Source organism: Thalassoglobus sp., assembly GCF_048270125.1.
Lineage (GTDB): Bacteria > Planctomycetota > Planctomycetia > Planctomycetales > Planctomycetaceae > Thalassoglobus.
The window spans coordinates 120,325-134,550 of record NZ_JBLWTN010000007.1; the positions used below are offsets into that span (position 1 = coordinate 120,325).

Sequence of the window (14,226 nt, forward strand, 5' to 3'; positions counted from 1 at the left end):
AGTATTATCAACCGTTAAGTTGGCTGCGTCAAACGGCACGCCTAAGTGCGAGGGGCAACCTCGCGTTGATGGTCATTAAAGTGTCACGTCGGAATGTCCTTTAGAGTGTCCCTTTTGGTATGTTGAATCACGAGAGTTGAGGGGACAGGGAGCTGGCTTTGCCCCTCTTTTTTTCGGCTCACGTTTTTCTTCTCGGTTGAAGTTACGAGGACATTTTTCACGTCAAGACGATAGATTCTTTGCAAATATTTATTGAATTGAATGGAGAGTAAGATGCGAAAGCTTTCGCAATGGATGAGTCTTCTGGTCTGTTTTTTTGTGGTTGTGGCTGACGTTTGTGGTGAAACAAACTGGACTGCCGGTTCGGACTTTGCCGTCATCACTCCAGAAAAGTCAACGTGGATGGCGGGCTACGCGTCCCGCAAGAAACCGTCAGAGGGAGTTGCCTCAGATCTGTACGCAAAGGCTGTTGTGCTGGACGATGGTGAGGGGCATCGAGCTGCGATTGTGACGTTTGATCTCATCACGGTCCCACGTGAACTCCGAGATCGCGTCGCTGCCAAAGCTGAGGAGCTGTATCAGATTCCCTCTGAGTCCGTCTTACTGAATTGTTCGCACACGCACTGTGGTCCGGTTGTCCGTGTTCCAGAAGAGATTGTGATCGACATTCATGAACAGAAAGTTGCTGATGCACGCGATTACAGCCAGAAGTTGGAGCAGACGCTGATCAAGCTGATTGGCGGTGCGATTGAGAACTCAGTCCCATCCAAATTGACGTACCATCGCGCACGAGCCGCATTTGCAATGAATCGTCGTTTGCCTTCAGGAGGGACCTATCGCAATAGTCCCAATCCTGCGGGGCCAGTCGATCATGATGTACCTGTTTTAAAGATCACAGATGCTGCTGGGAAATTGACAACGATTCTGTTTGGCTACGCCTGCCACAATACAACGTTGGGCATCTTCGAGTTTTCGGGAGACTATGCTGGTTTTGCTCAAACGGAAATTGAGAAAGCGAACCCCGGCGTGGTCGCCATGTTTGTGATGGGTTGCGGTGGAGACCAGAATCCCTACCCGCGTCGACGTCTCGATTTGGCGATGACGCACGGGAAAACCCTGGCGACTGCTGTTGAAGCTGCTATGGAAACGCCGGCTATCTCAGTGACAGGACCACTTAAGTCGAGCTTGAGTCAAGTCGAAGTGAAATATGCTGCAGGACCGAAACGGGAAGAACTCGAAAAACGTCTCACAACGGGGAATCAGTACACGCAACTGCATGCGAAGAGGCTTTTGCATCAACTCGAAACTGAAGGCAAACTTCGCTCAAGCTACACCACACTTGTCCAAACATTCCAGTTTGGAGATTCACTGACGCTGGTCGCCCTGCCGGGAGAAACGGTCGTCGATTACGCCTTGCGACTCAAACGAGAGTTTCCGGATCGAAACATGTGGGTTGCAGGTTACAGTAACGACGTCTTCACCTACCTTCCGAGTGAACGAATCCTGAAAGAGGGGGGCTATGAAGGTGGCGGTGCGTTGATTTACACCTCTTCAATCCTCCATCCCGGACCAATCGCCGCTGGCATCGAAGAACGAATCATTCAGCCAGTGCACGAAGCACTCGGGAAATGATGCTGTCAAAGTTTCAGGTGCTGCTTTGACCGAAGGTGGGCACTTCGGTCTTTTAAGAACTGATCCTGAAGTCTCAGTGGTGTTTCGTTCTTTTTTCAAAGAACTGTTCTCTTTGGTTTGTACTTTTCTCTTGCTGGAATTGTTTTAATTGTGTATTGCTCATCAACCTGCTTGACATACTCGCGCTGCGCAGAAACTCCTGGCAACCATGATCGTTGAAATCGGAAGATGAGGCATGTCGGCACAACTTGATTTTTCGGGTTACGAAACGGATGGCTTTTACGACGAGCTGTTTGATGAAAACCGCCAGCCCCGCCCAGGTGCGGAACTGCTTGCGAACTCGATTGCCAGTCTCGCTCCGGGTGAGTTGCTTCGACGACAAGGTGCGATTGATCATGCGATGATGCGTATGGGGATCACGTTCACCGTCTATGGGGATGACCGTGGCACCGAGAAAATCTGGCCTTTTGATATTATTCCTCGCATCATTGGTCCGACAGAGTGGGATGTCATTGACCGAGGTTTGAAACAGCGAATTCAGGCGTTGAATTGTTTTGTCAATGATATTTACCACGATCAGAATATCATTCAAGACGGCATTCTTCCCCGAGAGCTGCTCGAAGATGCAGCTTCATTTCGACCTCAGTGTGTTGGACTCAATCCCCCTCGCGGAGTGTGGGTTCATATCACCGGAACGGACTTGATTCGGCATAACGATGGGCAGATTTACGTCTTGGAAGACAATTTACGCTGTCCGTCAGGCGTCTCGTACGTTTTGCAAAACCGGCTGTTGATGAAACGGAGTTTTCCGCAAATCTTCAAAGCCTCTCGAGTTCGACCGGTCATCGATTACCCGAGTGACCTTCTACGAACGTTGCAGTCACTGGCACCGGATATTCTGGAGCCAACAATTGTTCTGCTGACTCCAGGCGTTTTTAATTCTGCATACTATGAACACTCGTTCCTGGCCCAACAGATGGGCGTGGAGCTTGTCGAAGGACGTGACCTGGTCGTGAAAGATGGCTACGTCTTCATGAGGACAACAAGAGGTTTTCAACGTGTCGATGTGATCTACCGTCGAATTGACGATGACTTTATAGATCCCCACGCATTTCGTGAAGATTCGGTCCTGGGAGTTCCGGGTATCATGGAAGCGTATCGGAACGGTCGTGTTGCTCTTGCGAACGCACCGGGGACGGGTGTCGCTGACGACAAGGTGATCTATTCATTTGTCCCCGACATGATCAAGTATTACCTCAACGAAGAAGCCACTCTGCCCAACGTGGAAACGTATATTTGCCATCGCCCGGAAGATCGCAAGTATGTGCTGGAACATCTTGATGAGCTTGTCGTGAAACCCGCAAATGAATCGGGTGGATACGGGATGCTGATCGGTCCTAATTCAACATTGGAAGAACGAAAGAAGTTTGCGGAGCTAATTAAAAATAATCCGAGAAATTATATCGCTCAACCGACGTTATCGCTGTCACGCGTTCCGACTTTAATCGACAATCAATTCGAAGGGCGTCACGTCGACCTGCGCCCTTACATCCTGTACGGAGAGTCAATCAAAGTCCTTCCTGGAGGACTCACACGAGTCGCCTTGCGAAAAGGGTCGTTGATTGTGAATTCGTCGCAAGGTGGCGGAAGTAAAGATACATGGGTCGTGGCTGCGGATGATGTCGAGTTACCAGAGTCGACTTAGTGCAGCCTTTTGACCACCGGGTTCGAGACCGGAGAAGAAGCAAATTTGTTTTCTCATGAGCGACATGATACGTACGAGTCTCTTTTAAGAGCGAACGCGAAAGACCATCAATGCTAAGCCGCGTTGCTGAAGCGATCTATTGGACAGCCCGATATGTTGAACGAGCAGAAAACCTTGCTCGCTTTGCGGACGTCACTCTGCATATGACTTTGGACCTGCCGTTGGAAGTTCAACAGCAATGGGAACCACTCGTACACGCGACTGGCGATCAAGACTACTTCAAAGAACACTACGCATATGCATCAGCAGAAACTGTGATGCAGTTTCTTGTGTTCGACAAGGAGTACCCGAACTCGATCATTTCATCACTTCGGGCTGCCCGCGAGAATGCACGATCCGTTCGCGAGGCAATTCCCTCTGAGATGTGGGAGCAGTTGAATTCATTCTACCACTTGGTTCGTGATGCGAATCAAAACTTCTCCTCAATCGATTCCCCGTCTGAGTTCCTGCGCTCGATCAAAGAGAGTAGTCACCTTTTCAACGGAATTGCCGATGCGACAATGTCGCACGATGTCGGTTGGAACTTCGCGAATTTAGGACGAGTTCTGGAGCGAGCTGACAAAACGTCCCGGCTTCTGGATGTGAAGTATTTCATCCTGTTGCCAAAAGTGACGGATGTTGGAACCCCGATTGAAGATTTGCAATGGGCGGATGTGCTGCGTTCGGTGAGTGGATTTCAAAGCTATCGCAGGCACTATCATGGCATCACCGTTGAGCGAATTATTGAGTTTCTTGTTCTGGATCGAAACTTCCCGCGCGCCATCAATTATTGCATCACGAATGCGGATGAATCGCTTCATGCAATTTCAGGAACCCCATTAGGGATGTTTCAAAATCCAGCCGAGCGGATTTTAGGACAACTTCGATCCGAACTGGCGTACAATCATGTCGAGAGCATCGTGGAGACCGGACTTCACGAATTTATCGATTCATTGCAGTTGCGGCTGAATCAGGTGGGGGAAGCGGTGCATGACACATTTTTTGCACTACGTCCGGTTGACCATCCGACTCCTCCGCAGTCTCAATCTCAAATACAGTCCTAGCGCAGCCAATGTGGCTGCTGGACATGCGACAAAGGATCTAGAGCATCTTGCGGATTGGTTTGCAGGTTCTGCCTCGTGGCGAACAGCATTTTTCCTAGAGAAATGCGTTCTTCACGGGCACACGGTAGAGCAAACTGCTCTAGAGCATTTTCAATGCTTGTCGTGCCCGTGAAGGTCACTTTCATGACTTCATCAACTGCTCGCCACGATTAAAATTTTCTGTCTTCACCATCTCACTAGAGCATCTCCATGCCGATTCGCGTTGCGCTTCATCACGAGACGAGCTATCAGTACGACCGTCCAATTTCCCTCGGACCGCAAACTGTTCGACTACGCCCTGCCCCGCATTGTCGGACTCCCGTACAAAGTTACTCGTTGAAAGTTGTTCCTGAAGAGCAGTTCCTGAATTGGCAACAGGACCCTTTTGGAAACTTTCAAGCTCGATTGGTCTTTCCAGAGAAGACGGACGAGTTTCGTGTCGCTGTCGATCTCATCGCGGAAATGACGGTCATTAATCCGTTCGACTTCTTCATTGAAGAGTATGCTGAAGAGTTTCCTTTTGAGTACGCTGCCGATCTGAAATATGATCTCAGCCCGTATCTGATCTGCTCGGAATCCAACGCGAAATTTCTTGAGTTCGCAAAATCGATTGACGTCAGCCCGAAGCGTCCAGTCACGTTTCTGGTCGATTTGATTGCGACTTTACAGTCCGAGATCAAATATCTGATTCGTATGGAACCAGGCGTCCAGTCTCCGGAAGTGACTCTGTCAAAACGTTCGGGGAGTTGTCGCGATTCCGCTTGGCTGCTTGTCAACTTGCTGCGTCATTTTGGATTAGCCGCCAGATTTGTTTCCGGTTACCTGATTCAGCTGGCCGCAGACGAAAAGCCATTAGATGGCCCGGGAGGGACAGATGTCGACTTCACGGACCTGCACGCCTGGACAGAGGTTTTCCTTCCCGGAGCAGGATGGGTTGGATTGGACCCGACCTCCGGACTCTTTGCTGGTGAGGGGCATATTCCGTTAGCTGCCACGCCGACTCCTCAGTCTGCCGCGCCGATTTCTGGTGCTGTTGAAAAGTGTGAATCCGAATTTTCGTTTGAAATGACTGTCACGCGGATTCACGAAGATCCGCGAGTCACAAAACCTTACACGGAAGAGCAATGGCAGCGAATCAATTCCGTCGGAACTCTGATTGATAATCGGCTGAAAGAAAACCGCGTCGAACTGACGATGGGAGGCGAGCCGACATTTGTTTCGATTGATGATATGGAGAGCCCTGAATGGAACACAGCAGCCGTCGGTGAAATGAAGCAGAAGAAGTCGATTGAATTGATTCAGCGGCTTCGCAACCGGTTTGCTCCGGGAGCATTGCTGCACTTCGGACAGGGAAAATGGTATCCGGGAGAATCATTACCTCGCTGGGCATATTCGTGTTTGTGGCGCAAGGACGGAGAGCCGATTTGGTCTCATCCCGAGCTGCTGGCCGACGTCTCCACTCAAGGATCAGAATCCGTCGACTCAGCTGCCACCTTTATTGTCGAATTTGCTGAACGCTTAGGTGTCGGAGATGAGTGGATTCGCCCCGCTTATGAAGACGTCTGGCAAACCATCGAGAACGAACAGAAACTTCCAGTCGATGTTGATCCTCAGAAATTTGATTTGGATGCTTCTGAAGAACGACGGCGTCTTGCGAGAACACTGGAGAAAGGAGTCTCGACACCTACGGGATATGTTCTCCCCTTGAAGAAGGCCTGGTGGCAAGCAAAAGCCGCATGGCAAAGCGGGCCGTGGCCGTTGCGGACCAAGAAGCTCTTTCTGATCCCGGGCGATTCCCCGATCGGCTTGCGTCTGCCGCTCGATTCGCTTCCTTCGGGAGTCAGCAAAATCCTGTATCAAATTGATCCTTTCGCTCAGCGTGATCCCCTTCCCCGCTATCAGGAACTTCGTCACTCGGCCCAGGCACAATTGACCTCACCAGAAACACAGATTACCGAACAACGAAGAGACTTTCGTGCGACAGCTGAGTCGCTTGAGCAGAATGGTGCTGCCGAAGCAGAGGAAGTCTCTCCTGAATCGTTGAGCAAAGTGCTGAATACGGCGATGTGTATTGAGCCTCGTGGCGGTCGGCTCCATGTCTTCATGCCTCCGGTAGAGCGTCTCGAGGACTATCTCGAATTGGTGGCGCTCGTCGAAGAGACCGCTCTCGACTTGCAAACTCCTGTTGTTCTCGAAGGGTATCTTCCGCCTCACGATGAACGACTCGAAATCCTCAAAGTCACCCCTGACCCGGGCGTGATTGAAGTCAATGTTCCGCCAGCTCACAACTGGGAGCAACTTAAGGAGATCACCGAAGGTGTTTACGAAGAAGCTCGGCAGTCTCGGCTCGGGACTGAAAAGTTTGAGCTTGATGGAAAGCATACCGGAACCGGAGGGGGAAACCATGTCGTTCTGGGGGGACCAACTCCAGAACGGAGTCCTTTTCTGCAGCGACCAGACATTCTCAAAAGCTTGATCGGATACTGGAACAATCATCCGGCACTTTCGTATCTCTTCTCAGGCCAGTTTATCGGGCCGACGAGTCAAGCTCCGCGCGTCGATGAAGCGCGGCGCGATGCGATTTACGAAATGGAGATTGCTTTCTCACAAGTACCGACTCCGACCGACTCACAGTCGGTCCCACCATGGCTTGTGGATAGGATTTTCCGGCATCTTCTAGTCGACCTCACCGGAAATACTCACCGAGCTGAATTTTGTATCGACAAACTCTTTTCTCCAGATTCCTCGACCGGGCGACTTGGGCTTGTCGAACTGCGTGCATTCGAAATGCCTCCTCATTCCAGAATGAGTCTCGCTCAACAGCTCCTTGTACGATCGCTGGTCACACGGTTCTGGGAAGAACCGTACAACGGAAAGCTGATTCGCTGGGGAACCGAGATTCATGACCGATTCTTGCTTCCTCATTGGCTCGAAACCGACTTGGCTGCGGTCATTGAAGACTTAAGAGCATCCGGGATTCCTTTTGAAAAAGAGTGGTTTGCCCCACATTTAGAATTCCGCTGCCAGTACATCGGCGAGATTCAAAAAGGAGACATCCAGCTTGAACTCCGGCAAGCCATCGAGCCCTGGTACGTTTTAGGAGAAGAGCCAGCAGGCGGCGCGACGGCGCGATATGTCGATTCGTCGTTGGAGAGGTTGCAAGTCAAAGTTCAGGGACTCACTGACCAGTACACCATCTGCTGCAATGGTCATCAACTTCCATTGACCCCAACTGGGCGAAATGGAGAGTTTGTCGCAGGTGTCCGCTATCGGGCATGGCAGCCGCCGAGTTGCCTGCATCCGACAATTCCGATCGATGCTCCACTCACAATTGATATTGTTGATCTATGGAACAAGCGGTCAATCGGAGGATGCCAATATCATATTGAACACCCCGGTGGGACGAATTCCTCAAGCTATCCGGTGAACGCACTTGAAGCTGAAAGTCGGCGAGCTTCGCGATTCTTCACAACGGCACATACAGGGGGTAGAATCGAACCCGCTCCCCAGATTGTCAGCAATGAGTATCCCTGCACTCTGGATTTAAGACGAGCTCGATAACCTGCCCCTTGAAGCGGAGGTTGACGAACGACGTGACCTCACATGATAAGCTCCCTGGATGTCCCCACCACTCGTGATTGATAAAAAAATGTCTGCATCGTACACCGCACCAGAAAAGGTGTTCGACGAAGCTTACTTCAAGGGGGAACCGAGGCCGCATTGGAAAAAGTTCTGGAGCCAACTCGATCAACTCGGCCGAGAAGAGCTTCATCAGCGTTCGCGGCAAGCTGACGAAATTCTCGACGAGAATGGAGTCACTTACGGCGCGACCGGAGAAGATTCGACCACTGCCAGACCGTGGAAATTGGATCTCATCCCGATGATCCTGGACGAATCCACGTGGAAAGTCATCGAAGCAGGAATCGATCAGAGAGCGCGATTGTTCAATCTGCTGATTAGTGATCTCTACGGTGAGCAGCGAACCATCAAAGAGGGGCTGCTGCATCCCGAAGCAGTTTTTGCACACCCCGGATATTTGCGTGCCACCATTGGAATGCATCAGCAAGAGCGTTCCCTGATTTTTTATGCGGCCGAGCTTGCCCGTTCTCCCGATGGTCGCATCTGGGTGATGGCTGACCGTGCCGATTCGCCAGCAGGTGTTGGCTTTGCATTAGAAAATCGAATTACAGCCAATCGATCATTGCCAGTTTTGAGCCGGTCACTTCAGGTTCGCAAACTTTCTCCGTTTTTCGCTCAATTCAACGAGACACTCCGCTCGCTCTCTCCTAGAAAAGTCGAACATCCCCGTATTGCATTACTGAGTGCTGGTCCGAGCAATCCGCACTACTTTGAGGATGTCTATCTGGCACGTTATCTGGGGTACGATTTAACACAAGGGAGCGATTTAGCAGTTCGTGACGATCAGGTCTTTATCAAGACTCTGGCGGGGCTCGTTCCCGTTGATGTTCTGATGCTACGCGGAAATGAATGCGGAATTGACTCTGTCGAATTCGGCGGTCGATCTTCACATGGTGTTGCGGGACTTCTGCATGCGATCCGGCAAGGAAATGTTGCAGCGGTCAATATCCCCGGTTCCGGGATCATCGAAGCCCCTGTTTTTCAGGCACAACTCCCCGGAGTCTGCCAATTCCTGCTGGGTGAAGAACTCAAGTTGCCATCGATTGCGACATGGTGGTGTCAAAATACAGAAGATCGAAAGTACGTTTTTGACAACCTTCAGAATTTAGTTGTAAAACCAGCTTTCAGTGCCAGTGGCAGCGAAGAAGTGATTGGAGCCGATCTCTCAGCAAGCGAAATCGACAAACTGAAAAAACGGATCATCGATAAGCCCTATCACTTTATCGCTCAGGAACTGATTGCACGGTCCGCTGTACCGATGGTCGGACCTGGCGGCGATTTACAGCCGGGGCATGTCGCCTTCCGAGTCTTTGCTGTTTCCGCCGAACAAGAGTATTCCGTCATGCCCGGCGGTTTGGTGAGAGCATCAGATTCTTCAGGGCCGATGGAACTCTCCATTGCAGGAGGAGAGACGAGTAAGGACTTATGGGTTCTGGCATCGGAACCGGACGAAGCTCGCTCTCTGCTCCCAGTTGAGCACACAGGAATCTCACTGAAACGTTCGAGCGCGATGTTTCCAAGTCGTGTTGCCGATGATCTCTTTTGGCTAGGGAAATCTCTCGAGAAATCTGATCAGTTGGCAAGAATGATGCGGTTTCTGGTCACTCGGATAGAATTGACGGGGGATTCAGACTCGTCTGCAACGTCGAGTCTGGCTCGTGTTCTCGCCGATATTGGAGCGATTAAGTCGACCGTGGAATTGACGGACCTCTCTGCGAATATCTCGAAGCTTTCAGAACTGACAGCTTCGATTCTTCCAGAAGCAGATCAGTCTCGAGGTTTGATTGCTTCGATCTCAGAAATACTTCGACTCGGTTCGTTAGTTCGAGATTGGATTTCCCCAGAAACCTGGCAACAGTTTAACCGGGCGGGGTCAAAATTCCTGTCGTCCTTAAATGCTTCAAAAGACCTGGCGCATTTAGCGGACGCCTTTGACGACCTGATTCTTACACTCGCATCAGCGATGGGGTTGATCGACAACGGCATGATTCGTGGGCCAGCCTGGCGGTTCTTGGACATCGGTCGTCGGATTGAACGCGCCAGAACAACGTCGTCACTGGTGCGAAGTATTGTAAAAAATGGTCAGTATCAGGATGTGGCGACCCTCAAAATGCTGATCGAAGTCTCCGATTGCAGGATGACATACCGTTCCAGGTATCTGGATGATGTTCAGCAAAATGCTGTCGTCGATCTTTGCATGACAGACGCAACAAATCCGCGTTCGGTCATCTCTCAACTTGAAGTCATCTCCAACCATGTCGACGCACTTCCGAACTCTTCAAGTGAAGCGTTACATTGCGAGGAAAAACGTTTAGCCATGACAGCACTCCATCATGTGAGCCTGCTGACATCAGAAGAATTAGGGCGAAAACATTCAGTCGCTTTAGAGAGTGTGACGGTCTTTGTCGAACAATCCATGAAGGAACTCGCTGCGTTGCTCGAACGGAAATACTTGTTGCACTCCGGTGAACCGAGACAATTTGCGGAAATTCCAGGAGTGATCGCTTGAACTATCAAATCACGCATGTCACTTCGTATTCCGGGTCCTCCCCCGTTTCAGTTTGTCATAATCAAGCCTGGTTAAAGCCACGGGAACTCGCGAATCAGCATTGTTCAAATTTTGAGCTGCAGATTTCCCCAGAGCCATCCATTCAATCTAAACGAATCGATTGCTTCGGAAACAGCATCCACTATTTCTCTTTCAACAAGGGATACGAAGTCTTAAAGGTCATTGCCAAGAGTTGCGTTTGTGTGAGTCCAAAACCGGAGACCGATCAAGCATCCCCGGACTGGGAACTTGTGCGGCGAGAAATCACGACTGAGCGAACCGAAGAGGCAATCGCAGCAAATCAGTTCATCTATGACTCACCAAGAATCCGGACCAATTCCGATTTTGCTGCGTATGCGCGACTTTCGTTTCGGCCGGGAGTCGCGATCCTGTCAGCTGCGATCGACCTGACAAATCGGATCTTCACAGAATTTCAATTCGATGCCCGGGCAACAACAGTCACGACTCCCGTTGAAGAGGTCTTTCGAAATCGACGCGGCGTTTGCCAGGATTTTGCACATTTGCAAATCGCGTTGCTCCGCTCATTACGGCTTCCTGTTCGATACGTCAGCGGGTACTTGCGAACGATCCCGGCTCCCGGCAAGGAAAGACTGGTCGGAGCGGACGCCAGCCATGCCTGGGTCTCTTTGTACTGTGGAAAAGATCTCGGCTGGGTTGACCTGGACCCCACGAACAACCTTTTGCCAAGTACCGATCACATCACAATTGCCTGGGGTCGCGATTACAGCGACGTCCCGCCAGTCCGGGGAGTCTTTCTCGGCGGAGGAACTCACTCGCTGACCGTCACTGTCGATGTCGAGCCGATGGGAGATTAAGCCTCAGGTGGGCGACCCGAAGAAATTCGAATTCCAGATGTCAGCGAGTTCAATGCATCTTTAAGGAACTGCTAAACGTTGATTGTTCAGAGCGTCATTAAGCAGAACGCGAGCACTCATTCGAAAAGTTGCTATCGAGAGTGCGATTTTAGAGATGCCCGATAAAAACTGCTGGTTCCCGGAGACACGAATCGTGCCCACTCAGAGAACGGCTTTCGGGGCCTTATCACAAATTGACAAACCCTGACCGATGTTTCGGTCAGGGTTTGTCTTCGTGAGTCTTAGAGCAGTTTGCTCTACCGTTTGCCTGTGAAGAACGCATTTCACTAGGAAAAATGCTGTTCGCCACGAGGCAGAACCTGCAAACCAATTCGAAAGATGCTCTAAAATGCGAGAGACAGGAATCGAACCTGCACACCCGAAGGTACTGGAACCTAAATCCAGCGCGTCTGCCAGTTCCGCCACTCTCGCGTGATGGTGGTTATAGAATTTTCGTCTGGCTCTGGCAAGTCGATTCGTGATCATTGAGTCATATCAACATTGACCGAGTCGGCACGCTTTTCCCTGATAAAATCTGCTCAGGACGTCATTAAGACACATCTCGGGGGCTGATTGGCTCGCGCTTGTTTCAAGAAAATTAAAAAAAATTAAGAAATGAGCGCCCGGAATTGCCTTTCCGGGGGACTAAACTGGTGTCATGTCTCTTCTTTCACATCCAAAACAACCTGCTAATCACCAAGACCCCGAGCCTGATGCTCTTGCGTCGGATGCGGAATTGCTGTCTCAATTTTTGAAGTTGAAAAACGAGGCAGCCTTCACAGCTCTGGTAGATCGCTATGGAAACATGGTTTTCGCCGTTGCTGTCCGTATTGTTCGTGATCGGCATTCCGCGGAGGATGTCGCTCAAGCGACGTTTTTGTTGCTGGCGAAGGATGCAAAGAAGATTCGGCGGCGAGAGAGTTTGAGCTCGTGGCTGCATGGCGTGGCAATTCGTCTTGCGAAAAAGGCACTGAAGCGTCGATCCCGTGAAAAGGTCAACGATGTGGTGACAGAACTTGAAATCGCTGAAAAAACGTTCGAGGAGATCCATTCGACTTTCGAGCAGCAAGTGCTTGATGAAGAGTTGCAGGGGCTTCCGACGCAGTATCGTGATCCGTTGGTTCTACATTTTCTGCAAGGCAAAACGTATGAAGAGGTCGCCCAATTGTTGGGCGTGACCTTGGGGGCGATCGAAGGGCGAATGAAACGCGGAAAGCGTGAACTTCAACTTCGAGTCACCAAACGGGGCGTTGGATTGGGAGCCGCACTGACTGCTTTGAGTTGGTCTCAGGCAGAAGCGGCGGCTGCAATTCGGCCAGAATTCATTCACACCATTGCACAAAACGGATTGGCAGCGTTTCAGGGGACAGCGTTCACCCCTGCCTGCTCTCCCGAAGCTGTGTACCTCGCCGGAAAGGAAGTGACAATGTTCACAACAACCAAGATTGCGTTTTTCACCTGTAGCCTGGCCATCGCTGCCGGAGCGGGTTGGATGTCCCATGTCGGATTCGCTCAGGATGGAAGCGGGGCCGCCGGAAATGCTCAAGGTGTCGTGATCGACACCGCCGTTGCACAACCGAATGAAGCAGGATCGGAGCAACCGCCGAAGCCGACCATCAAGCAGCGCATTCAGGCCCAGAAGGCGCGAAATTCTTTCCGCAATACAGCGGGCTATGGGGGTGGCGGAGTTGAGGGTGCTGGTGGTGGTTTTGGAATGGGGGTAGATGCCTCACAAGAAACCAGGCAGAAACTCTTGAAGATGCTCCAGTCAATCGAGGAGACCAAAAAGCAGGTCGATGAGTTGATGCGGCAATCGTCAACGGAACTCGACCCAAATTTTGTTGAGAAGAGTGACTTGGCAAAAACGTTAAAGCTCCTCACACAACTCGAAGCAGACTACAAAGCGATCTTTGAAGCGGGTGACGCATCTGGACTAGCCGGCATGGGGGTCGAAGGTAATCTCATGATATCAACCCAAAACAATGAAAGTCTGGAGTCTAAGCTTGCTGTCGAAAAAGACCAAAGCCCGGCTGAAGAAAAGATTGAGGCAGCACTGGAAACGATTGTAGGTTTTGAGTTTCCTGGAAATCCACTCTCGGATGTCGTTGCATTGCTGAGCGAGCAACATGAAATTCCGATTCTGATTGACGAGGAAGAGCTTTCGAATGAAGGACGCTCGGTGGATGATGAAGTCAAAATCGTGACCAGCGGGGTCTCAATGCGAAACGGATTGGCTCTGATGCTGGAACCGTTGCAGTTAACATACGTAATCAAAAATGATGTCATGATGATCACCTCAAACGTGAGGGCTGAAGAGCTGACTGAAACACGAGTCTACGATGTTCGACCACTTCAGATTCACGACCCGGAAGCTTTGGCAGATGTTTTGTTGCACACCATCGATCCAGAGTCTTGGAGCGAAATGGGTGGGAATGGCGACATCAGTTTTCTGAACGGCAGTTTAGTCGTGATACAGAATCAGAAAGTGCATGGCCAAATCGAGAAACTGTTGAATCAGTTGGCACGTCAGGCTCAGAAGAGTTCACAAAACCCAGACTGGCCTGCTAAGAATCGCCCTGTCCCAAGCGGTTTCGGTCCCGGAGGAAGTGGAGGGGCCATGGGAAGTGGAGTCGGATTCGGGAACTAAATGAAAATCGAGTGCATTAATGAGATAAGACAGTTCTG

General features: G+C 50.8%; 7 protein-coding genes and 1 tRNA gene. 7 read left to right on the forward strand and 1 reads right to left on the reverse strand.

From position 1 onward, the window contains the following. Positions 1 to 273 precede the first annotated feature (273 nt). The 6 genes from ACN0YR_RS10755 to ACN0YR_RS10780 all read left to right on the forward strand — a co-directional run bounded on the left by ACN0YR_RS10755 (position 274) and on the right by ACN0YR_RS10780 (position 11,502). Positions 274 to 1,632, forward strand: coding sequence for a neutral/alkaline non-lysosomal ceramidase N-terminal domain-containing protein (locus tag ACN0YR_RS10755; protein WP_417849218.1), 1,359 nt, complete (start codon positions 274 to 276; stop codon positions 1,630 to 1,632). Positions 1,633 to 1,867: 235 nt separating this feature from the next. Beyond that, the gene (locus ACN0YR_RS10760; protein ID WP_417849219.1) at positions 1,868 to 3,337 is read left to right on the forward strand and encodes a circularly permuted type 2 ATP-grasp protein; all 1,470 of its coding nucleotides are present in this window, start codon (positions 1,868 to 1,870) and stop codon (positions 3,335 to 3,337) included. 110 nt (positions 3,338 to 3,447) lie between these two features. Beyond that, positions 3,448 to 4,440: an alpha-E domain-containing protein gene (locus ACN0YR_RS10765; protein WP_417849220.1), complete on the forward strand. Its 993-nt coding sequence runs from the start codon at positions 3,448 to 3,450 to the stop codon at positions 4,438 to 4,440. Between the two features lie 249 nt (positions 4,441 to 4,689). Further along, positions 4,690 to 8,040 carry a DUF2126 domain-containing protein gene (locus tag ACN0YR_RS10770; RefSeq protein ID WP_417849221.1) on the forward strand — a complete coding sequence of 1,117 codons (3,351 nt, stop codon included), beginning with the start codon at positions 4,690 to 4,692 and terminating at the stop codon, positions 8,038 to 8,040. A 58-nt stretch (positions 8,041 to 8,098) separates the two neighbouring features. Beyond that, on the forward strand, positions 8,099 to 10,627 hold the full coding sequence (locus tag ACN0YR_RS10775; RefSeq protein ID WP_417849222.1) for a circularly permuted type 2 ATP-grasp protein: 2,529 nt from the start codon (positions 8,099 to 8,101) through the stop codon (positions 10,625 to 10,627). Beyond that, positions 10,624 to 11,502 carry a transglutaminase family protein gene (locus ACN0YR_RS10780; RefSeq protein WP_417849223.1) on the forward strand — a complete coding sequence of 293 codons (879 nt, stop codon included), beginning with the start codon at positions 10,624 to 10,626 and terminating at the stop codon, positions 11,500 to 11,502. Before ACN0YR_RS10775 ends, ACN0YR_RS10780 begins: the two co-directional genes overlap by 4 nt. Positions 11,503 to 11,891: 389 nt before the next feature. Here the strand turns inward: ACN0YR_RS10780 and ACN0YR_RS10785 are convergent. Then, positions 11,892 to 11,973, reverse strand: a tRNA-Leu gene (locus ACN0YR_RS10785). A gap of 226 nt (positions 11,974 to 12,199) precedes the next feature. On the opposite strand from ACN0YR_RS10785, the gene ACN0YR_RS10790 reads away from it, so the two are divergent. Continuing rightward, the gene (locus ACN0YR_RS10790; RefSeq protein WP_417849224.1) at positions 12,200 to 14,188 is read left to right on the forward strand and encodes a sigma-70 family RNA polymerase sigma factor; all 1,989 of its coding nucleotides are present in this window, start codon (positions 12,200 to 12,202) and stop codon (positions 14,186 to 14,188) included. Positions 14,189 to 14,226 lie beyond the last annotated feature (38 nt).